This is a genomic window from Paenirhodobacter sp. CAU 1674 (assembly GCF_029222945.1).
In the GTDB taxonomy this organism is placed as follows: domain Bacteria; phylum Pseudomonadota; class Alphaproteobacteria; order Rhodobacterales; family Rhodobacteraceae; genus Rhodobacter.
This window is the reverse complement of the sequence record NZ_JARHUH010000004.1, coordinates 154,919-175,275: the sequence shown is the minus strand read 5'-3', so window position 1 is coordinate 175,275 and position 20,357 is coordinate 154,919. Positions and strand designations below refer to the sequence as shown.

The following is a 20,357-nucleotide window of genomic DNA, read 5'->3' as shown; positions in this document are numbered from 1 at the left end:
GATATGAGCAAAAAACCGACGAAAAAACAGGATGTCGAGACGACGGGCCACTCGTGGGACGGCATTTCTGAGTACAACAACCCGCTGCCGCGCTGGTGGCTGTGGACCTTCTACGCCTGCATCGTCTGGGGCGTGGGCTACTCGATCGCCATGCCGGCATGGCCGATCTTCAAGGACGGTGCGACCCCCGGTCTGCTCGGGTCCTCGACGCGGGCCAATGTGGCGGCGGAAATCGACCGCTATGCCAAGGCCAACGAAGGGGTCGAAGCCAAGCTGGTGGCGGCGGATCTGACTGCAATCGCGGCAGACCCGGAACTGGCCGACTACACCCGTAACGCGGGTGCAGCCGTGTTCCGCACCTGGTGTGCGCAGTGCCACGGTTCGGGCGCGGGCGGCAATGCCGGCCTCGGCTATCCGAACCTGCTGGACAGCGACTGGCTCTGGGGTGGGTCCATCGAGGACATCTACACCACCGTCCAGCACGGCATCCGGAACACCGAAGACGGCGATGCGCGTTATTCGCAGATGCCCGCCTTCGGCCGTGACGAGCTGCTGGAACCCGAACAGATCGCGCAGGTCGTCCAGCACGTCCGCAAGATCTCGGGGCAGGAGTTCGATGCCGCACTTGAAGCCGAGGGCGCCGTCGTCTTCGCCGACAACTGCGCATCGTGCCACATGGAAGACGGCACCGGCGACCGCATGCAGGGCGCACCGAACCTGACCGACGCGATCTGGCTCTACGGTGGTGATGTCGCCACCCTGACCGAGACCGTGACGAATGCCCGCTTCGGCGTGATGCCGTCGTGGAGCTTCACCCCCGAAGGTGGTGAGCCGCGTCTGTCCGAAGCCGAAATCCGGTCTGTGGCTGCCTATGTCCACGGCCTTGGTGGCGGCGAGTGATTTGAGATTCGGGGGGGCCTTGGAGCGATCCAGGGCCCCCTCGGGTAGCACCGGCGCCCCGTCCTGTTCGCGCGTTTCCTGGGGGCGCCGGTGTCCTTTTTTTGGGCCTGGGCCACAGGGTCGGCCCGCATGACGCGCCAACCGGACCTCTTCCCAATACCTGTATCAGAAATCTGTCTTTTTGACGCATGTCAAAGTTTTTTCGTTCGGGCCATATCAGAAGAGACCCAATCTGCAGAAATTATAGCCAACGGAGAGAACCGTGAGCTCGACCGAACCCAGCGAACCCGCCCCCCTTTACGCCGCGCGCGAACCCGTGTTCCCGCGCCGGGTGAAAGGGAGTTTCCGCACTCTGAAATGGGTGCTCATGGCCCTGATGCTGGGTGTTTATTACATCACCCCGTGGATTCGCTGGGATCGTGGCCCGGCCTTGCCCGATCAGGCCGTGCTTCTGGACCTGGCCAACCGCCGCTTCTTCTTCTTCATGATCGAGATCTGGCCGCATGAATTCTATTTCGTCGCGGGCCTGCTGATCATGGCGGGTCTGGGGCTGTTCCTGTTCACCTCGGCGCTTGGCCGGGTGTGGTGCGGCTATGCCTGCCCGCAGACCGTCTGGACCGACCTGTTCATCCTGGTCGAACGCTGGGTCGAGGGGGACCGCAACAACCGTATCCGTCTGCACCGCCAGAAATGGGATGCCGAAAAGATCCGCAAGCGTTTGACCAAATGGACGCTGTGGCTGCTGATCGGTCTGGCCACGGGCGGCGCCTGGGTGTTCTATTTCACCGATGCGCCGACGCTTCTGGTGAACCTGCTCAACGGCACGGCCTCGCCGGTGGCCTATACGACGATCGCCGTCGCCACCGCCACGACCTTCGCCTTCGGTGGGTTCGCGCGCGAACAGATGTGCATCTATGCCTGCCCCTGGCCGCGGATTCAGGCCGCTATGATGGATGAAGACACCATCACCATCGGCTATCGCGAATGGCGCGGCGAACCGCGTGGCAAGCTGCACAAGGGCCAGACCCCGGAAGGGCAGGGCGACTGCATCGACTGCATGGCCTGTTTCAACGTCTGCCCGATGGGCATCGACATCCGCAACGGTCAGCAGCTGGAATGCATCACCTGCGGTCTTTGCATCGACGCCTGCGACGAGATGATGGACAAGATCGGCAAACCGCGCGGCCTGATCGCCTATATGGCGCTGAAGGACGAGCCGAACGAACGTGCGGGCAAGCCTGTCATCAGTGTCTGGAAACACATCCTGCGCCCGCGCACGATGCTGTATTTCACGCTGTGGTCGGCGGTGGGTATCGCGCTGGTCGCGGCCCTGTTCATGCGTTCGCCGATCGACTTCAACCTGACCCCGAACCGCGATCCGCTTTATGTGATCCAGGGCGATGGGGCGGTCCGCAACATCTATACCATGCGCCTGCGCAACAAGAGCGGGGATGACACCACCTACCGGATCTCGATCACCGGCGAGAATGAAGGCCAGATTGCCGACCTCGCGCTGGTTCTCGAAGGCGCAGAGGCCAATGAGATCACCGCACCTGCCGATGAAACCCTGACCCAGCGTGTCTATATCGAGGCACCCGCCGGATCGCCGATGGCTCTGGCAGACCGCACCGAAATCCGTGTATGGGTGGAGGAAGTCGGCAGCGCCGCGCGCGTGGCGGTCGACACGGTCTTCAACGGCAAAGGTCAGTGATCATGTCGAAACCTCTCACCGGCAGGAAAGTGCTGCTGATTGCGGTCGGTGCCTTCGGCATCATCATTGCGGTCAACCTTTTCATGGCGTTCAAGGCCATCGGCACCTTCCCCGGGCTCGAGGTGAAAAACTCCTACGTCGCGTCGCAAAGCTTCGATGCGGATCGCGCGGCGCAGGAGGCCTTGGGCTGGGTGGTCGAACCCACCTATGAGAACGGCGTTCTGTCGCTTGTGATTCGTGACCGGGCGGGGCTTCCCGCCCGGGTCGCCGAACTCAATGCCACGGTCGGGCGCACCACCCATGTGCGCGACGACATCGAGCCGGAGTTCACCTATACCGGCGGGCTGTTCATGGCGCCGATGACACTGGATGCAGGGGCCTGGCTGATCCATCTGGAAGCCAAGGCCAGCGATGGCACCACTTTTCGCCAGCGTCTGGATCTGAACGTGAAGGGCTGAGGCGATGAGCGTTTCGCCTGCGATCGGCGCGGCCTCCGGTGCCCCCGAAAGTTACGACGAACATGTGTCGGCCTCGGCCTGCCCGGCCTGCCTTGCCGCCCCCTCGGCCGAACAGATGGCGAAATCGGGCGACATCAAGGGCGCGCGCATCATGCTGTCGCTGCCCACCGCGCATTGCGCCGTCTGCATCACCGATGTCGAACGCGAACTGACCCGGCAGCCCGGCGTGCGCTCGGCCCGGGTCAACCTGACGCTGAAGCGGGTCTCGGTCGATGCCGAACCGGGGGTCGAACCCGCGCCGCTGATCGCCGCGCTCGACCGGATCGGATACGAGGCGCACGAGCTGGACGCGGGCATGTTGTCGGCCACGGAAACCGACAAGCGCGGGCGCGATCTGCTGATGCGCATCGGCGTGGCTGGGTTCGCGATGATGAACATCATGCTTCTGTCGATCGCGGTCTGGTCGGGGGCCGAAGCGGCGACCCGCGATCTGTTCCACTGGATTTCGGCGGCCATCGCCCTGCCCACGGTGATCTTTGCCGGGCAGCCGTTCTTCATCTCGGCGTGGGGCGCGCTGCGTGGCGGGCGTCTGGGCATGGATGTGCCGATTTCGCTGGCGATCATCCTGGCCTCGGCAATCTCGGTGTTCGAAACCATCAAGCACGGCCATCACGCCTATTTCGATGCTGCCGTGATGCTGACCTTCTTCCTGCTGGTCGGGCGCTATCTGGATTACCGCACCCGTGCCGTGGCGCGGTCCGCGGCCGAGGAACTGGCCGCGCTGGAAGTGCCGCGCGCCACCGTTCTGCGCGATGGCGCCGAAGTGGTGGTGCCGGTGGGCGAATTGCACCCCGGCGATCTGATCCGCGTGCGTCCCGGCGGGCGCATTCCCGCGGATGGCGAGGTCACGCTGGGCACCTCCGAAACCGACCGTTCGCTGCTGACGGGGGAAACCCTGCCGGTCTATGTCGGCCCCGGGGCGATGCTGTCGGCGGGCGAGGTCAACCTGACCGGGCCGCTGACGCTGCGTGTCACGGCGGCGGGCAAGGACAGTTCGCTGCACCGGATGGCCGATCTGGTCGCGATGGCCGAAAGCGCGAAAACCAAATACACCTCGCTGGCCGAACGCGCGGCGCGCGCCTATGCGCCGATCGTGCACCTGCTCAGCTTCACCGCCTTTGGCGTCTGGATGTGGCTGACCGGCGGCGATCTGCGGTTTGCGATCAATATTTCCGCCGCCGTTCTGATCATCACCTGCCCCTGTGCGCTGGGGCTGGCGGTGCCTGCGGTGGTCACAGCCGCCTCTGGCAAGCTGTTTCGCCGCGGACTGCTGATCAAGGACGGCACCGCGCTGGAACGTCTGGCCGAGGTGGATACGGTGGTCTTCGACAAGACCGGCACGCTGACCATGGGCACGCCGAAGCCGGAAAACCTGGACGATCTGAATGCGCAGGATATGGCGGTGGCGGCGGCACTGGCGGCGGGGTCATCGCATCCGCTGGCCCGTGCGCTGGCCGAGGGCGCGGCGGCGGCGGGCTGCACACCCGCAACGCTGGACGATCTGCGCGAGGTGCCGGGCTATGGCGTCGAAGGCCGCTGGCAGGGGCAGATCGTGCGTCTGGGCCGGGCCGACTGGATCGGCGCCGCGGCGGGCAATTCCACCGCAACGCATTTGAAGATCGGCACGGGCGCCCCGATCACGCTGCGCTTTGCCGACAGTCTGCGCCCCGGCGCCGAAACGGCCGTGGCAGCGCTGATTGCGCAGGGCAAGCGCGTGTTGCTGGTCTCGGGCGATGTCGAGGGCGCGGTGGCGGCCCTGGCGCAGCGCCTGGGCATTTCCGAATGGCGCGCGGGTGCGTTGCCGCAGGAAAAGGCCGCGCTGGTGACCCAGCTGACCGGGCAGGGCGCGCGGGTGCTGATGGTGGGCGACGGGCTCAACGATACTGCAGCGTTGGCCGCGGCGCATGTCTCGGTCTCGCCCGCCTCGGCGCTGGACGCGGCGCGCACGGCCTCTGACATCGTGCTTCTGGGGCAGGATCTGTCGCCGGTGGCCGATGCGGTCAAGATTGCCGTGCAGGCGCGGCGCCGGATCAAGGAAAACTTCGGCATCTCGATCCTGTATAACGCCGTGGCGGTGCCGATCGCGCTGATCGGGCTGGCAACGCCGCTGGCTGCGGCCTTGGCTATGTCGGCCTCGTCGATTACGGTGTCGCTGAATTCGCTGCGGCTGAAATAGGCGCCCGCGTCCCTACCGAGAGCAAACCGATGTCCGTTCTGTCCTATCTGATCCCGATCTCGCTGTTTCTGGGCGGGATTGGCCTTGCAGCGTTCTTCTGGTCACTGAAGGCGCGCCAGTATGAAGACCCCAAAGGCGATGGCGAACGCATCCTGTCGGACGAATACGACGACCATCCCAAGCCCTGATTGAAAAACGCCCCCGGAAGACCGGGGGCGTTTGGTATTCGGGATGCCGGGCCTGAGTTACGGCCCGATCACCGTGCAGTCACCCGACCGGGCGATCAGGCGGGCGCAGGCCAGTTCGGCGCGCTCGTGTGTCATGCCGACGAAATTTGCCTCGTAGCCGGTCTTGCGGGTGGCGACCTTGCGCAGCGCATCCCCCAGCGTGTCGCTTTCCATCAGGGCGGTCTGCAGCAGCGCGCGTTCGGCGGCATATTGCGAGGCGTATTTGCCCAGGCTGATGCCCCAGTTCCGCCCGCCCGAACTGGAGGCGCGCGCCACCACCTGCCGCTGCTTCTGCGGGGCCGGGGCGGGCGGCGTCAGGGCCGCCAGAACCATGGTTTCCGGTGCCGTGGCCTTCTTGGTCATCGCCAGCGTTTCGGGCTGCGGTTCGGTGCTTTGCGCAAAGACCGGCTCGTTGGGGACGGCATCGCCTTCGGACAGGCTTTCGTCGAACGCATCGGGGATGGCGGCCAGTTCCAGGGTTTCGGGCTGCGGTGCGCTGGCCTGCACGAATCCGGTCTGCGGCGCCGCTTGCGGGCGCGGCGCGGGTTGCGGACGCGGGCTGCTGGCGGTTGCGGGGGCGGCGACTGCAACGACCTCTGCCATCGTCTCGACCGCTGCGGCGACCTCGGTTTCGGCCTGTGCCACGACATCGGGGGCGGGGGGCGGGGTCGGGGTGGCCGTCACCGCCGCTGCCAGCGCCAGGGCAATGGCGTCGGCATCATGCGAGACCACGCCGGGGCGCGGCGCGGGGCGCGGGCTGCGATTGGGCGCACCCGAGACACGGATCGTCTTTGCACTGGTGCCAGAGGGGGCAGACGGTTCTTCGATATCGGCCTGCGCCAGCAGTTGCGGCGGTTCGGGGCGCTGTTCCTGCACCCGGCCGGGCGCGCGGGCAAAGCCCAGATCCAGCAGTTCGGCCACCTTGGCATTGCGTTGCGCGGTCGAGGTGCCGCCGAACATCGTCGCGATGATCCGCTTGTTGCCCCGCTGGGCCGAAGCCGTCAGGTTGAACCCGGCAGGCACGGTGTAGCCGGTCTTGATCCCGTCGGCGCCTTCATAGGCATCCAGGAAACGGCGGTTGGTGTTGGACACCTTCGCCATGCCCGCATCCGCCGTGCGGCGCGAGAAGATGTTGTAATATTGCGGGAAATCGTAAAACAGCCGACGCCCCAGCAAGGTCATGTCGCGCGCGGTGGACAGGTGGCCCTCGCGGGTCAGGCCGTTGGCGTTGCGGAAGGTGGTGTTGCGCATGCCCAGGGCCTTGGCGGTCTGGTTCATCCGCGCGGCAAAATGTGCCTCGTCGCCGCTGATCGCATCGCCGATCGCCGCCGCCGCATCGTTGGCCGATTTGATCGCCGCCGCCCGGATCAGATACCGCAGGGCGATCTTCTGCCCGGTCCGCAGCCCCAGCCGCGAGGGCGGCTGGCTGGCGGCGTTGGCCGAAACGGTTACCATCGAATCAAGGCTGATCTCGCCCCGCTCGATCGCGGTGAAGGCGATGTAAAGCGTCATCATCTTGGTCAGCGAGGCCGGGTGCAATCGGGTATCGGCGTTCTTGGAATACAGCACCTCGCCGGTGCGCGCATCCATGACCAGCGCCGCATAGGGCGCGGCCGATGCGGCCAGCGGTGCGATCATCAAACCGAGTGCAAATAGCCCATAACGGACCCAGCGCGCGAGCGTGGTCACGGTTCTAACCCTTATACTGCCTCTCGCCCCGGTTGTTTTTATGTGGGGCTTATCGACAAAGCGTAACACGCAATGCCGCATCTGAAAACCGTATAATTTCAATGTGTTTCACTGCGGCATTCATGCACTGCCCCAAGATGTCGTGGGCATGCTGCGGTCTGCTGCCATGGGTGGTGCCCATGGGGGCATCAGGGTCTTCGACAGGCGAATTTTTGCATACGGGAAATCTTGTCGAAGATAGTGCGGCGTGCGATCGGGGGCGGCTTAGCCGATGCGGGCAATCAGCGCGGGCAGGGCGCCCAGATCGGGCAGTTCGGCAAAGCGCGGATGGTTCTGCGGGGGCTCGGCATGCTCCAGCGCCCAGGTCTGCTCATGGGGGACATGCACGCCCCAGCCCCCTGCTTCGATCATCGGCAAAACATCGGATTTCAAAGAGTTGCCAACCATCAGCCCGTGCTGCGGCCCCGATCCGTGGCGGGTGAAGACGGTGCGATAGACGGCGGCGCGCTTGTCGGACACGATCTCGACCGCGTCGAACAGATCGCCCAGCCCCGACTGCGCCAGCTTGCGTTCCTGATCCAGCAGGTCGCCCTTGGTCACCAGCACCAGCGTGTAGTGCCCCGCCAGCGCCTCGATGGCGGCACGCGCCTTCGGCAACAGTTCGATCGGATGGGCCAGCATCTCGCGCCCTGCAGCGATGATTTCGGAAATCACCGCTGCAGGGACACGGCCTTCGCTGACCTCGATCGCGGTTTCGATCATCGACAGGGTGAAACCCTTCACCCCGAAGCCATACTGGCCGACGTTGCGCCGCTCTGCCGCCAGCAGCCGTTCGGCCAGATGATCGGAGGGGGCGTGCTCTGCCAGAAGCGCGGCGAAATGCGCCTGTGTCAGCTGGAAGAACCGCTCGTTGTGCCAAAGCGTGTCGTCCGCATCGAAGCCGATTGTGCTCAGTGCCATGCCTGCCTCCGTTGGCGCCACACTGGCCCGTTGCGTCATGCCGGGCAATTCCCTTTTCGCAAAGCCTTTTCATATGCGCAGATGGGCCTATATTCCCTCGGACCGAAAACCCGATTCCAAATGAGAGAGTGCTTTGCGCGAGCCCCTGCACATGATGGCCGACCGGAAGGACGATGCCGATGGCGAGGCCGGCGTCGCACTGAAGACGCGCCCGAAGACGCAGCGCCCGCCGATGTACAAGGTGATGCTGCTGAACGACGATTACACGCCCATGGAATTCGTCGTGCATATCCTGGAGCGGTTCTTCGGGCTGGGCCATGCCAAGGCCTTCGAAATCATGCTGATGGTTCACAAGAAGGGCCTTGCGGTGGTCGGGGTCTATTCCTTCGAAGTGGCGGAAACCAAGGTTGGGCAGGTGATGGATTTTGCGCGCCGTCACCAGCACCCGCTGCAATGCACGATGGAAAAAGACTGACATCGCGCCCCTTTTTTTCGAACAGCAAGGAGGGCTGCGGTCCGCCATGAGTCATCCCCGTTTGTCGCTTGTGCTTGACGCACCCGAGGCGCTGCCCGCCGACGGGCGCATTGCCGTTTACCGGGCCACCGCCGCCACCGATCTGAGCGATCTGCCGAAGGATCGGTTGCAGATCATTCAGGGCTTCGCGCCCGATCACGCGGCGCTGGCCGCGCGTGGGTATGATGTTGTTCCGGCGGCCAGCGGGGAATTCGCTGCGGCGGTGGTCTTCCTGCCCCGCGCCAAGGCCGAGGCCCGCGCGCTTCTGGCCGAAGCGGCGGCGCGGGTGGCGCCCGGCGGCCCGGTCTGGGTCGATGGGGCCAAGCATGACGGCGTTGATTCGGTGCTCAAGGATCTGCGCGCGCGGGTGCCGGTCAGCCCGGCCATTGCCAAGGCGCATGGCAAGATATTTTCCTTTGCCGCCGACCCCGCACCGCTGGCCGACTGGGCCGCGCAGCCGGGCACGCCCGCGCCGGGGTTCCAAACGCTGCCCGGCGTGTTTTCCGCCGATGGGGTGGATCGCGGATCGGCGCTTCTGGCCGAGGTGCTGCCAGCCAAGCTGCCCGGGCGCGTGGCCGATCTGGGCGCGGGCTGGGGCTGGCTTTCGGCGCAGGTCCTGACCAGGGCCGGGGTCGAAACGCTGGATCTGATCGAGGCCGAGCACGCCGCGCTCGAATGTGCCAAATTGAACATTTCCGACCCGCGGGCACGGTTCATCTGGGCAGATGCGACGCAATTCGTGCCTGAAACCCGATACATGGCGATCGTGATGAACCCGCCGTTCCACACGCAGCGCGCCGCCGATCCGGGGCTCGGGGCGGCCTTCATCCGGGCGGCGGCGGGGATGCTGTCACTGTCCGGGACGTTGTACATGGTGGCCAACCGGCATCTGCCCTACGAAGATGCCCTGCGCGCCGCCTTCCACGAGATCGAGGAAATCGGCGGCGACAGCGGGTTCAAGGTGATCCGCGCCGCCAAGCCGATTCCCACAGGCAAGGCGCCTGCTGCCGCTGCCCCAGCGTCACGCCGCCGCGCGCCTCGCCCCCGGCGTTGAAATCGCGTAACCTGCCCCTGACACCTGACCCAGACCGGAGCCGTCATGTCGCTTTCCATCACTGGTAAAACCGCCATCATCACTGGCGCCGCCCATGGTATCGGGCTGGCCATCGCACGCCATTTTCTTGAACGTGGCGCGCAGGTGATGTGTGCGGACATGGACGAGGCCAAGCTGATCGCCGAACTGGGCGAAGAGGCCAAGACCGAAGGCCCCGCGCGCTACTTTGCGGGCGATCTGTGCCAGAAGCTGACGGTGAACAACCTGCTGTCGGCCACCATCGACGCCTTCGAACGGATCGACATTCTGGTCAATGCGGCGCGCGCTTTCGCGCCCTCGGACCCGCTCGATCCCTGCGAGGATACGCTGGATGCGATGCTCAACCACAATATGAAAGGCGCGCTGCGGTTGTCGCAGATGACCGCCAAGCGGATGATCGCGCAGGCCGAGAAAGAGGGCCGCACCACGGGCGAGGTCGGCTGCATCATCAACATGTCTTCGCTGGCGGCCTGCCGGACCCATCCGTCCCTGTTGTCCTATTCGATCGCCTGTGCCGCGCAGGATCAGGCCACGCGCAGCCTGGCGGTGGCCCTTGCGCCGCACCGTATCCGGGTGAATGGCGTGGCCTTCGCCTCGGTGATGAGCGCCTCGCTGCAGGCGACGCTGAAGGAAAACGGTGACTGGCGCGAGGCCATCACCGCAGGCACGCCCTTGGGCCGGATTGCCCCGCCCAGCGAACTGGCGGAAACGGTGCAATATCTGGCCTCGTCGGGGGCGGGTTTCGTCACCGGCCAGATCGTCACGGTCGACGGCGGGCGCGGTGTGCTGGATGCCGTGCAGGTCCCGGCCTACTGAGCGCGCCGCGCGCCGGTCGTTTTATTCGGGATAGGCGATCTTGCAGGCGGCGATATTGGCCTCTGCCTGCGGGGTCAGCGCCTTGATCTTGGCAATCAGCCCGTCACGCTTGCGCGCTTCGGACACCGGGTCGATCGCGACCCGGCGCTGCTCGGTCTCGGAATGCGGGCGCATGCAGAACCGGGGCCGCTCGATCACCGTGCCGTCGGGTTGGGTCAGGGTGACGGTGCCGCAGATATCACGTTCCCAGCGGACGACCTCGTAATCCTCCCAGGCGTAGCCGCGCGCCAGATTGGCCTCTGTCTCATCCAGCAGTTTTTGCAGGGCGCGGATTTCGCGGGTTGAGCGATTGATGCATTGTTCCTGGGGTGTGCCGCAGGCGGCCAGAAAGGCAAGACCGGCAAGGGCAAGAACGGACAGGCGCGGGACCATGGCAGAATCTCCGATTTCTTGCCCGATCTTAGCCCTCTGACCGCAAAACGCAATTCACGCTTGCGGACAGGCCTGCTAAGCAGGCCGCACCAGATGAGGAGAAGCGCCGATGACCGAGACCGACGAATTCACCGCCCGCAAAGCGACGGCAAGCGCGTGGTTTTCCGAGTTGCGCGATCGGATCGTCGGCGCCTTCGAGGCGTTGGAAGATGGTTTCGAAGGCCCCGGCGCGCCCGGGCGGTTCGAGGTCACACCGACCACCCGCACCGGCCCCGCAGGCGAAGATCAGGGCGGCGGCAAGATGAGCGTGATGCGCGGCGGGCGCGTGTTTGAAAAGGTCGGCGTCAATATCTCGACCGTCTGGGGCACGCTGGCGCCGCGTGCACAGGCGGCGATGGCCGCGCGTGGCGTGCCGGGCATGGCCGAAGATCCGCGCTTCTGGGCCAGTGGCATCAGCCTGGTCGCCCATATGCAAAACCCGCATACGCCGGCAGTTCACATGAACACGCGGATGTTCTGGACCCCGGGCGCCTGGTGGTTCGGGGGCGGCGCCGATCTGAACCCCTGCATCGAATATTCCGAGGATACCGCGCATTTCCACGTCACGCTGAAGCAGGCCTGCGATGCGCATGACCCCGACTATTACCCGCGGTTCAAGGCCTGGGCGGACGAATATTTCTTTGTGCCGCACCGCGGGCGGGCGCGCGGTGTCGGCGGGATCTTCTATGATGACCTGAACACCGGCGGCGCGCTGTCCGACAGTTGGGATAAGGATTTCGCCTTCACCCGGGACGTGGGGGCGGCCTTCCTGCCCGCCTTCGTGCCGGTGACCGAGCGTCGCCTGGGCACCCCCGCCACGACCGACGACCGCGAGACCCAGCTGATCCATCGCGGGCTTTATGCCGAATATAACCTCGTCTACGACCGGGGCACGAAATTCGGGCTGGAAACCGGCCATAACGCCGATGCGGTGCTGATGAGCCTGCCGCCCGTAGCGAAATGGCCCTGAGGTCGGACGCGCGCGGGCCGGAGATGCAAGGGGCCGGGGCCGATCATGCTGTTTGAGACGCTGTTGGGCTTCGCGCTGACCAGTTTCGTGATCGAACTGACGCCGGGTCCGAACATGGCCTATCTGGCCGTTGTCGCCGCGACCGAGGGGCGGCGTCCTGCGCTTTCGGCGGTGGCGGGCGTGGCGCTGGGGCTTGGGCTCGTGGGGCTGGGCGCGGCGCTTGGTCTGGCGGCGGCGATTTCGGCATCGGATCTGATGTATCAGGGGCTGCGCTGGGGCGGCGTGGTTTATCTGCTGTGGCTGGCCTGGGACGGCTGGCGTGGCGCGGATGAGGCGGTGGCCCATGCGCCCCCCGGTTCGACCAACTGGCGCTATTTCCGGCGCGGGCTGGTGACCAATCTGCTCAACCCCAAGGCGGCGGTTTTCTACGTCGCGGTGCTGCCCGGTTTCCTGCTTACCCCCGAGGACGTGCTGCGTGAAACCCTGCTGCTGACCGTGATCTATGTGACCGTGGCGACGGCGGTGCATGCAACCATTGCCGTGCTGGCAGGGACGGCGCGGGCGTTGTTCGAGCATCCGGCCCGGGAACGTGCGCTGCGCCGCACGCTGTCGCTGGTGCTGGCCGCGATCGCGTTCTGGTTTGCATGGAAGACGGGGCGCTAGGCGCGCGATTGTAACGGGTGCAATCGTGCGCTTGGCGGTGCGCGCCGGGCGCGTCAGATTGGCGCCCTGACCTTTCTTGTGCGATGCCCCCATGAACACGCTGATCCTGCCGCTGATGTCCTTCGCCTTCGTCTCGTCGATCACGCCGGGGCCGAACAACCTGATGCTGATGGCCTCGGGGGCGAATTTCGGCTTTCGCCGCACGGTGCCGCATATGCTGGGCGTGGCGCTGGGGTTTACCTTCATGGTCTGACTGATGGGGCAGGGCGCGGCGCAGGTCTTCGCGCGCTGGCCGGTGCTGCGCACGCTGCTGGAGGGGGTGAGCGTCCTCTACATGCTGTGGCTGGCCTGGAAGATCGCCCATGCCAGCGCCCCGGGCGAGGGCATCGTGGGGCGGCCGATGACGTTTTTGCAGGCGGCGGCGTTTCAGTGGGTCAATCCCAAGGCCTGGGCGATGGCCCTGGGGGCGGTGACGATCTATGCGGCCTTGGGGCCCCTGGCGATCGCCGCGATCTTCGGGGCGGTCAACCTGCCGTCGGTCTCGGTCTGGGTACTGATGGGGCAGGGCGTGCGGCACTGGCTGGCAGCGCCTGCCCGGCTGCGGGCCTTCAACTGGACGATGGCGGCGCTGCTGGTCGCCTCGCTTTACCCGGTGTTGATGCATTGACCCTATACAGCGGGGCCAAAACCCATTAGAAGGCCGCTTTCCGCACTGTTGAAAGCCTCCTCCATGACCGATTTCCCGAATGTCCATCCCGCGCTGAACGAGGCGCTGGCGGCCAAGGGCTATGCCTCTCTTACGCCTGTTCAGGAGGCGGTGATCGACCCTGCGCTGGCGGGGGCGGACCTGCTGGTCTCGGCGCAGACAGGTTCGGGCAAGACGGTGGCCTTCGGTCTTGCGATGGCGGCGGAACTGTTGGCCGAGGGGCGCCTGGCCTTCGCCGATATTCCGCGCGCGCTGATCGTGGCGCCGACGCGGGAACTGGCGGTGCAGGTGCAACGCGAATTGCAATGGCTCTACGGTCCCTCGGGGGCGGTGATCGCGGGGGCCGTGGGCGGCATGGATGCCCGCGCCGAACGCCGGGCACTGGAACGCGGCGCCCATATCGTCGTCGGCACCCCGGGCCGGATCTGCGATCACATCCGCCGCAACGCGCTGGATCTGTCGGCGCTGCAGGTCGCGGTGCTGGACGAGGCCGACGAGATGCTCGACCTCGGGTTCCGCGAAGACCTTGAGTTCATTCTGGAATCGGCCCCGGCCGAGCGTCGCACCCTGATGTTTTCGGCCACCGTCAGCCCGGGCATCGCGAAACTGGCCACCAATTTCCAGCGCGACGCGCAGCGGATCTCGACCGTGTCGCAGCGTGAACAGCACGCCGATATCGAATACCGCGCGCTTCTGGTCGACAATTCCGACCGCGAAAACGCGATCGTCAACGTGCTGCGCTTCTACGAGGCCAAGCGCGCCATCGTGTTCTGCTCGACCCGGGCCATGGTCACCCATCTGACCGGCAAGTTCCTGAACCGCGGCTTCTCGGTCGTGGCCCTGTCGGGCGAGTTGAGCCAGGACGAACGCTCGCGCGCGCTGCAGATGATGCGCGACGGGCGCGCGCGGGTCTGCGTGGCGACCGATGTCGCCGCCCGCGGGATCGACCTGCCGGGGCTGGAACTGGTGGTGCATGCCGATCTGCCGCAGAACAAAGAGGCGCTCTTGCACCGGTCGGGTCGCACCGGGCGGGCGGGCTCCAAGGGCGTTTCGGCGCTGATCGTGCCCTTCGGTGGCCGCAACAAGGCCGAACGGCTGCTGGGATTCGCGCAGATCAACGCAACTTGGGCCGCCGCGCCCTCGGCCGAGGAAATCAACGCGCGCGACATCGAACGTCTGATGGGCGACGAGGTGCTGACCCGCACCGCCACTGCCGACGAGGCCGCGCTGGTGACCAAGCTGACCGGCGCCTATTCGGCCGAACAGCTGGCCGCCGCGGTCGCCCGGCAATATCTGGCGGGCCGCTCCGCGCCCGAAGATCTGGTTCCGGTCTCGCTCGATGGCGTGAAACCGCGCGCGCGGGTGGAATTCGACCGCGCCACCTGGCTGCGGCTGGATATCGGCCATGACGAACGCGCCGATCCGAAATGGCTCTTGCCGATGCTGTGCCGTGCGGGCGATCTGTCGCGCCGCGACATCGGCATGATCCGCATCATGGGCGATCATACCTTCGTGCAGATCCACGCCGATGCGACCGAACGCTTCCTGGCCGCGATCGGGCCCGAACGCGCGCTGGAAGACAAATGCGGCGTCGATCTGCTGCCGGGCCAACCCGAGGGGATGGAAGAGGCGCTGGCGCGTCAGGGCTCGCGCGCGGATCGCAAGCCGGCTCCGGGCAAGAAACCCTACGAGAAAAAATCCTTCGACAAGAAACCCTACGACAAGAAACCGCACCGCAAGGGCGGCGATTTCGAGGGCGAGCGTCCGGCCCGCCCCGCAGCCGCAAAACCCTGGGACAAGAAGGGCGCCGAGGGCAAACCCGCCGCCAAATACGGCAAGCCGGGCGCGAAACCCGCAGCCAAGCCCTTCGGCAAGCCGGGTACAAAACCGGCGGGCAAACCGGGCGCCAAGCCCGGTGCAAAACCCTGGGAAAAGAAGGGCCGCTAAGCCGCCCTTAATAACCAAAACGGCGGATCGGTCACCCGGTCCGCCGTTTGCATTTCTTCTTGGCAAAAATACTCGAAATCCGCGTTCAGGCCCCGCGCACGGTCTCGATCATCAGCGCCACATTGTCGGGGTCGGCATCGGGGGTGATGCCGTGGCCGAGGTTGAAGATATGCGGCCCGTTGCGGAACGCCCGCACCACCTCGCGCGTGGCCTCGATCAGCGCCTCGCCGCCGGTGACCATGTGGCGCGGGTCCAGGTTGCCCTGCACGCAACCGTCCTTTTGCACATTCGCCGCCGCCCATTGTGCGGACACCGAATTGTCCAGCGCGACGCAATCGGCGCCGGTCTTCTTGGCAAAGCCGACATAGCCCGGCCCCGCCTCGCGCGGGAAGGCGATGACGGGCAGGCCGGGGTGACGGGCCTTGAGTTCGGAAATGATCCGCGCCGCGGGTTTCACCGCGAAATCCTCGAAATCGGCGCCTTTCAGGCTGCCCGCCCAGCTGTCGAAGATCTTGATGACCTCGGCGCCGGCCTCGACCTGTTTGGACAGATATTCGATGCTCGCCTCGGTCAGCAGGTCGATCAGCGCGCTGAAGGTCGCGCGGTCGGTATCCTTGAGCAGATGCGCAGGCCCCTGATCCTTGGTGCCGCGCCCGGCGATCATATAGGTCGCCACCGTCCAGGGCGCGCCCGCGAACCCGATCAGCGTCGTCTCGCGCGGCAATTCGCGCGACAGGATGCGCACGGTTTCATAGATCGGCGCCAGATGGTCGTGGATGTCATCGCGGCCCTTGAGCGCGCGCAGTCCTTCCGGGTCGGTGATCGTCGACAGCCGCGGGCCTTCGCCGGTTTCGAACCACAGCTCGGCGCCAAGCGCCTGCGGCAGCAGCAGGATATCGGCAAACAGGATCGCCGCATCAAAACCGAAGCGGCGGATCGGCTGCAGCGTGACCTCGGCGGCCAGATCGGAATTGTAGCACAGCGACAGGAAATCCCCGGCCTGCGCCCGGGTCGCACGATATTCGGGCAGATAGCGCCCGGCCTGCCGCATCATCCAGATCGGCGGGGTGGGCAGAACCTCGCCCTTCAGGGCGCGCAGGATCGTCTTGTCACTCATCGGGGTCTCCTTGTTGGTCCCCACAAGCCCGCCCTGCGGCGTGATGTCAAGCTTTGTGCCGCTTGCAAGGGCCCATTGTCGCAGCTATCGGTGGGCCATGACACAGATGCCTTCCTCGATGGACCCGCTGAAGATCGGCACGCGCGGCAGCCCGCTGGCGCTGGCTCAGGCCCATGAAACGCGCGCGCGGCTGATGGCGGCGCATGATCTGCCCGAAGACGCGTTCGAGATCGTGGTGATCAAGACCAGCGGCGACAATGCCGCGCTGATCGCTGCGGACAAGCCGCTGAAAGAGGTGGGCGGCAAGGGCCTGTTCACCAAGGAAATCGAAGAGGCGATGCTGGCCGGCCGCATCGACATCGCCGTGCATTCGATGAAGGACATGCCGGTGCTGCAGCCCGACGGTCTGCTGCTCGATTGCTATCTGCCGCGCGAAGACGTGCGCGATGCCTTCGTCTCGCCCGTCTCGGAACGGCTGGCCGATCTGCCGCAGGGCGCGCGGGTGGGCTCGTCCAGCCTGCGGCGGCGCGCGCAGCTGGCGCATGTGCGCCCCGATCTGGAACTGGTCGAGTTTCGCGGCAATGTGCAGACCCGGATGAAGAAACTCGAAGACGGCGTGGCCGCGGCGACCTTCCTGGCGATGGCGGGGCTGAACCGTCTGGGCATGGCGCATGTCGCGCGCTCGGCCATCGAAGTGACCGAAATGCTGCCCGCCGTGGCGCAGGGCGCCATCGGGATCGAGCGCCGCATCGCCGATCCGCGCGCCGAGGCGCTGCTGGCGGCGATCCACGACACACCCACCGGCCAGCGGCTGGCCGCCGAACGCGCCTATCTCGCCACGCTTGACGGGTCGTGCGAAACCCCGATTGCCGGGCTTGCCGTGTTCGAGGGCGATCAGCTCTGGCTGCGCGGCGAAATCCTGCGCCCCGATGGCTCCGAAGCGATCGCGGGCGAGGCGCGCGGCGCGATTTCCGATGCGGCCGAGCTGGGCGCCGATCTGGCGCGCCGGCTGCTGGCGCAGGCGCCCGAAGGGTTCTTCAGCTGGCGCTGAGACCCGGCGGCTGCGCCTGCCGCAACCGGCGGATGCCTCCGGCGGGGATATTTGATCCAAAGAGAAAGCCCTTTCTTTCTGGTCTAAATATCCCCCGCGGAGCGTCCCGCCCTCTCCTCCAATCCTGCCGGAGCCGATGATGGACCTGCTTGCCCGCCTGCGTGATCTGATTGGCCCCGCCCATGTCCTGACCGGCGCAGATGCCGCGGGTTTCGGGCGGGAATGGACAGGGCATTACCAGTGGCAGCCCCTGGCGGTGGTGCGCCCCGGCAGCACCGCCGAGGTGGCGGGGGTGCTGCGGCTGGCGCATGCGACGGGCACGCCGGTGGTGCCGGTGTCGGGCAATACCGGGCTGAACGGCGGCACGGTGGCCGAGGGCGCGCTGATGCTGTCGCTGGCGCGGATGACTCAGATCCGCGATCTCAATCCCGCCGCGCGCACCATCACCGCCGAGGCGGGCGTGGTGCTGGAAACCCTGCATGCGGCGGCCGAGGCGCGGGGTCTGGTGTTTCCGCTGACCTTCGGGGCCAAGGGCTCGGCCATGGTGGGCGGGTTCTTGTCGACCAATGCCGGGGGCTCCAACGTGCTGCGCTATGGCTCGGCGCGGGCGCTGTGTCTGGGTCTGGAGGTCGTGCTGGCGGATGGCCGGGTGATGAACCTGCTCAGCGCGCTACACAAGGACAACACCGGCTATGACCTGCGCGATCTGATGATCGGGGCCGAGGGCACGCTGGGGGTGATTACCGCCGCCGTGCTGAAGCTGGCCCCGGCGCCGGTGGCCTATGGCACGGCGCTGCTGGGGATGGGCAGTCTGGGGGCCGCGCTGGATCTGCTGAACCGCTTGCAGGCCGGCAGCGGTGGCGCGGTCGAGGCGTTCGAATTCATGCCGGCGGGCTATATGCACCGTCTGGGGCGGATCAAGCCCGATCTGGCCTGTCCCTTCGCGCCGCAGCCGGTGAATATTCTGGTGGAACTGGCCAGCACGATCCCCGGCTCCGACCCCGCCGCGCAGATGGAGGACATGCTGGCTGGGGCATTCGAGGCGGGCGATCTGGCCGAGGCGGTCGTGGCGACATCGGGCGCGCAGCGGCGCAAGTTGTGGGCGATGCGCGAGGCGGCGGCCGAGATCACCTTCACCCAGCCGGTGCTGGTCGACACCGATGTGGCGCTGCCGCTGGACCGGCTGGAGGCGTGGCTTGCGCGGATGTCGGTGCGGTTGGCGGCAATTGACCCGGAGGCCGAGGAGCTGGTGGTGGCGCATCTGGGGGACGGCAATATCCATTACACCGCCTATCCCGGCCGCGACGACCCGGCGCATCTGGCGGCAATCCGCGCCGCCGTCGCCGAAGAGGCGGTGGCGATGGGCGGCAGTTTCAGCGCAGAGCATGGCGTGGGTCTGTCCAAACGCGCCACCATGGCCGCGCACAAGGACCCCGTCGCGCTGGATGTGATGCGGGCGATCAAGGCGGCGCTGGACCCGGCGGGCATCCTGAACCCGGGCAAGACGATCCCCGACGCCTGAGACCTGCCGGGTCGCTTGCAATCGGCGCGCCGCGGGCGCATCAGGGACTGTAACAGCCAGAGCCCAAACATGCGCCTTTTGACCCCGTTCCGCCCGCTGATCCGTGACCCCGCGCTGGCCCTGGCGGCGGGGCTTCTGGTGCTGTTTGGCGCCCATGCGGCGACGCTTGCCCCCTATGTCTCGGCGCTGGCGGTGACGGTGTTCGGGCTGTCGAACAGCGCCTATTCCGCACTGCTGGTTGTGGCCTCGGTGCTGTCGGTGGCCAGTTCGGTGGGCTTTGGCATTCTGGCCGATCAGCGGGCGAACCGGCGGGCGATCGCCCTGGCCTGCGTGGGGTTTCTGACCGCGGGCACGGCGCTGATGGCATTGGGGCCGTCGGTGCCCGCCTTCGTGCTGGCGCATGCGCTGGTTCTGCCGCTGTCGGGGTCGCTGTTCGGGCAGTTGTTCGCACTGGCACGGCTGGCGGCGACCACCCACCCCGAGGCCGACCGCCCCGCGATCCTGTCGACGCTGCGCGCGGCCTTTGCGCTGCCCTGGGTGGTGGTGTTGCCGCTGTGGTCGCTGGCCTTCGAGGCGGACGTGCCCTTGATGCGGGTCTATCCGGTCAGCCTGATCGTGGCGGCGGCGATGCTGGCGCTGGTCTGGGCGTTCTGGCCGCGCGATGGTGCCACCCGCTGGCCCGACCCGAAATCGGGGCTGAGCTTTCGTGACAGCCTGCGCGAGATGGCCGAGGGGCGCGTGCTGGCGCGGGTGCTGTGTCTGGGCACGGTGCATGGGTCGGTCACGCTGTATCTGGTGGTGATCGGGCTGGTTTTTGCCACGATCCCGTTTCGCGGGGCGGGGGATGTCGCGCTCTATGCCGGGGCGGTGGCCGGGCTGGAGGTGCCCTTCATGCTGGCGCTGCCGCTGGTGGTGGGGCGGATTGCGCGCGGCAAGCTGATCGTGATCGGCACCGCGCTTTATGCCACCCACCTGGCGTTTCTGCCGGTGCTGGCACCCACGCCTTTTGTCTGGCTGCTGGTGCTGCCCGCGGCCCTGGGCGGCGCGGTGGTTCTGACCCAGCCGATGGCTTATCTGCAGGATCTGCTGGCGGCGCGCCCGGGGGCTGGGGCCTCGCTGATGGCGCTGCAGAAACTCGCGGGCGATGCGATCTGTGCCAGCGTTTTCGCCGTCGGCACGGCGATTGCGGGCTATGGTCTGGCGGCAGCGCTTGGCGCGGGGCTGGCGCTGTGCGGCGCCACGACGCTGTGGCTGATGGACCGGCACCAAACGCGGGCGTGAGTTGACAGCCCCGCCCGCAGCGCGG

General features: G+C 66.5%; 18 protein-coding genes and 1 pseudogene. 15 read left to right on the top strand and 4 right to left on the bottom strand.

Annotated features, from left to right (window positions below; all coding sequences use genetic code 11):
* The first annotated feature begins 3 nt into the window (after positions 1-3).
* From ccoP to ccoS, 5 genes are all read left to right on the top strand, one after another.
* Positions 4-900, top strand: coding sequence for a cytochrome-c oxidase, cbb3-type subunit III (gene ccoP / locus P2G62_RS07515; protein ID WP_275734261.1), 897 nt, complete (start codon positions 4-6; stop codon positions 898-900).
* 262 nt (positions 901-1,162) lie between these two features.
* Positions 1,163-2,611, top strand: coding sequence for a cytochrome c oxidase accessory protein CcoG (gene ccoG, locus P2G62_RS07510; RefSeq protein WP_275734260.1), 1,449 nt, complete (start codon positions 1,163-1,165; stop codon positions 2,609-2,611).
* A gap of 2 nt (positions 2,612-2,613) precedes the next feature.
* Positions 2,614-3,069 carry a FixH family protein gene (locus tag P2G62_RS07505; RefSeq protein WP_275734259.1) on the top strand — a complete coding sequence of 152 codons (456 nt, stop codon included), beginning with the start codon at positions 2,614-2,616 and terminating at the stop codon, positions 3,067-3,069.
* Positions 3,070-3,073: 4 nt separating this feature from the next.
* Positions 3,074-5,305 (top strand): heavy metal translocating P-type ATPase, encoded by a 2,232-nt coding sequence (locus P2G62_RS07500; protein WP_275734258.1) that lies wholly within the window; start codon positions 3,074-3,076, stop codon positions 5,303-5,305.
* Between the two features lie 29 nt (positions 5,306-5,334).
* Positions 5,335-5,493 (top strand): cbb3-type cytochrome oxidase assembly protein CcoS, encoded by a 159-nt coding sequence (ccoS, locus tag P2G62_RS07495; protein WP_275734257.1) that lies wholly within the window; start codon positions 5,335-5,337, stop codon positions 5,491-5,493.
* A gap of 57 nt (positions 5,494-5,550) precedes the next feature.
* Here ccoS and P2G62_RS07490 read toward each other — a convergent pair whose 3' ends face one another.
* Complete coding sequence (locus P2G62_RS07490) at positions 5,551-7,170, bottom strand: D-alanyl-D-alanine carboxypeptidase family protein (protein ID WP_275734389.1); 1,620 nt, start codon at positions 7,168-7,170, stop codon at positions 5,551-5,553.
* 315 nt (positions 7,171-7,485) lie between these two features.
* Entirely contained in the window at positions 7,486-8,181 is a 696-nt protein-coding gene (locus P2G62_RS07485; protein ID WP_275734256.1) for an HAD family hydrolase, read from the bottom strand.
* Positions 8,182-8,314: 133 nt separating this feature from the next.
* Between P2G62_RS07485 and clpS the strand changes: the two genes are divergently transcribed.
* The 3 genes from clpS to P2G62_RS07470 are packed head-to-tail and all read left to right on the top strand — an operon-like array spanning position 8,315 to position 10,604.
* Positions 8,315-8,656, top strand: a complete 342-nt coding sequence (gene clpS, locus P2G62_RS07480; protein ID WP_275734255.1) for an ATP-dependent Clp protease adapter ClpS — start codon at positions 8,315-8,317, stop codon at positions 8,654-8,656.
* 46 nt (positions 8,657-8,702) lie between these two features.
* The gene (locus P2G62_RS07475; protein WP_275734254.1) at positions 8,703-9,749 is read left to right on the top strand and encodes a class I SAM-dependent methyltransferase; all 1,047 of its coding nucleotides are present in this window, start codon (positions 8,703-8,705) and stop codon (positions 9,747-9,749) included.
* Between the two features lie 45 nt (positions 9,750-9,794).
* The gene (locus P2G62_RS07470) at positions 9,795-10,604 is read left to right on the top strand and encodes an SDR family oxidoreductase (protein ID WP_275734253.1); all 810 of its coding nucleotides are present in this window, start codon (positions 9,795-9,797) and stop codon (positions 10,602-10,604) included.
* 21 nt (positions 10,605-10,625) lie between these two features.
* Here the strand turns inward: P2G62_RS07470 and P2G62_RS07465 are convergent, their stop codons facing one another.
* Complete coding sequence (locus P2G62_RS07465) at positions 10,626-11,036, bottom strand: hypothetical protein (RefSeq protein ID WP_275734252.1); 411 nt, start codon at positions 11,034-11,036, stop codon at positions 10,626-10,628.
* Positions 11,037-11,145: 109 nt separating this feature from the next.
* Between P2G62_RS07465 and hemF the strand changes: the two genes are divergently transcribed.
* The 4 genes and pseudogenes from hemF to P2G62_RS07445 all read left to right on the top strand — a co-directional run bounded on the left by hemF (position 11,146) and on the right by P2G62_RS07445 (position 15,361).
* Positions 11,146-12,045, top strand: coding sequence for an oxygen-dependent coproporphyrinogen oxidase (gene hemF / locus P2G62_RS07460; protein ID WP_275734251.1), 900 nt, complete (start codon positions 11,146-11,148; stop codon positions 12,043-12,045).
* A 45-nt stretch (positions 12,046-12,090) separates the two neighbouring features.
* A complete protein-coding gene (locus tag P2G62_RS07455; RefSeq protein WP_275734250.1) occupies positions 12,091-12,708 on the top strand; it encodes a LysE family translocator in 618 nt (205 codons plus the stop codon).
* A 91-nt stretch (positions 12,709-12,799) separates the two neighbouring features.
* Positions 12,800-13,375: pseudogene (locus tag P2G62_RS07450) on the top strand (LysE family translocator).
* A gap of 63 nt (positions 13,376-13,438) precedes the next feature.
* Entirely contained in the window at positions 13,439-15,361 is a 1,923-nt protein-coding gene (locus P2G62_RS07445; RefSeq protein ID WP_275734249.1) for a DEAD/DEAH box helicase, read from the top strand.
* A gap of 85 nt (positions 15,362-15,446) precedes the next feature.
* On the opposite strand, the gene hemE is transcribed toward P2G62_RS07445, so the two are convergent.
* Positions 15,447-16,478, bottom strand: coding sequence for a uroporphyrinogen decarboxylase (hemE, locus tag P2G62_RS07440; protein ID WP_275734248.1), 1,032 nt, complete (start codon positions 16,476-16,478; stop codon positions 15,447-15,449).
* 97 nt (positions 16,479-16,575) lie between these two features.
* On the opposite strand from hemE, the gene hemC reads away from it, so the two are divergent.
* From hemC to P2G62_RS07425, 3 genes are all read left to right on the top strand, one after another.
* Positions 16,576-17,529, top strand: coding sequence for a hydroxymethylbilane synthase (gene hemC, locus P2G62_RS07435; protein ID WP_275734247.1), 954 nt, complete (start codon positions 16,576-16,578; stop codon positions 17,527-17,529).
* 139 nt (positions 17,530-17,668) lie between these two features.
* Positions 17,669-19,051, top strand: a complete 1,383-nt coding sequence (locus P2G62_RS07430; RefSeq protein WP_275734246.1) for an FAD-binding oxidoreductase — start codon at positions 17,669-17,671, stop codon at positions 19,049-19,051.
* Between the two features lie 69 nt (positions 19,052-19,120).
* Complete coding sequence (locus P2G62_RS07425; protein ID WP_275734245.1) at positions 19,121-20,332, top strand: hypothetical protein; 1,212 nt, start codon at positions 19,121-19,123, stop codon at positions 20,330-20,332.
* The last annotated feature ends 25 nt before the right edge of the window (positions 20,333-20,357 follow it).

Excerpts from the sequence above, each read along its gene's own strand:
- P2G62_RS07430 (WP_275734246.1), top strand. The coding sequence starts at position 17,669 with ATGGACCTGCTTGCCCGCCTGCGTGATCTGATTGGCCCCGCCCATGTC.
- P2G62_RS07475 (WP_275734254.1), top strand. The coding sequence starts at position 8,703 with ATGAGTCATCCCCGTTTGTCGCTTGTGCTTGACGCACCCGAGGCGCTG.
- hemC (WP_275734247.1), top strand. The coding sequence starts at position 16,576 with ATGACACAGATGCCTTCCTCGATGGACCCGCTGAAGATCGGCACGCGC.
- P2G62_RS07490 (WP_275734389.1), bottom strand. The coding sequence starts at position 7,170 with ATGATCGCACCGCTGGCCGCATCGGCCGCGCCCTATGCGGCGCTGGTC.
- P2G62_RS07505 (WP_275734259.1), top strand. The coding sequence starts at position 2,614 with ATGTCGAAACCTCTCACCGGCAGGAAAGTGCTGCTGATTGCGGTCGGT.
- P2G62_RS07465 (WP_275734252.1), bottom strand. The coding sequence starts at position 11,036 with ATGGTCCCGCGCCTGTCCGTTCTTGCCCTTGCCGGTCTTGCCTTTCTG.
- P2G62_RS07455 (WP_275734250.1), top strand. The coding sequence starts at position 12,091 with ATGCTGTTTGAGACGCTGTTGGGCTTCGCGCTGACCAGTTTCGTGATC.
- ccoS (WP_275734257.1), top strand. The coding sequence starts at position 5,335 with ATGTCCGTTCTGTCCTATCTGATCCCGATCTCGCTGTTTCTGGGCGGG.
- P2G62_RS07500 (WP_275734258.1), top strand. The coding sequence starts at position 3,074 with ATGAGCGTTTCGCCTGCGATCGGCGCGGCCTCCGGTGCCCCCGAAAGT.
- hemF (WP_275734251.1), top strand. The coding sequence starts at position 11,146 with ATGACCGAGACCGACGAATTCACCGCCCGCAAAGCGACGGCAAGCGCG.
- P2G62_RS07445 (WP_275734249.1), top strand. The coding sequence starts at position 13,439 with ATGACCGATTTCCCGAATGTCCATCCCGCGCTGAACGAGGCGCTGGCG.
- P2G62_RS07485 (WP_275734256.1), bottom strand. The coding sequence starts at position 8,181 with ATGGCACTGAGCACAATCGGCTTCGATGCGGACGACACGCTTTGGCAC.
- P2G62_RS07425 (WP_275734245.1), top strand. The coding sequence starts at position 19,121 with ATGCGCCTTTTGACCCCGTTCCGCCCGCTGATCCGTGACCCCGCGCTG.
- ccoP (WP_275734261.1), top strand. The coding sequence starts at position 4 with ATGAGCAAAAAACCGACGAAAAAACAGGATGTCGAGACGACGGGCCAC.
- P2G62_RS07470 (WP_275734253.1), top strand. The coding sequence starts at position 9,795 with ATGTCGCTTTCCATCACTGGTAAAACCGCCATCATCACTGGCGCCGCC.
- hemE (WP_275734248.1), bottom strand. The coding sequence starts at position 16,478 with ATGAGTGACAAGACGATCCTGCGCGCCCTGAAGGGCGAGGTTCTGCCC.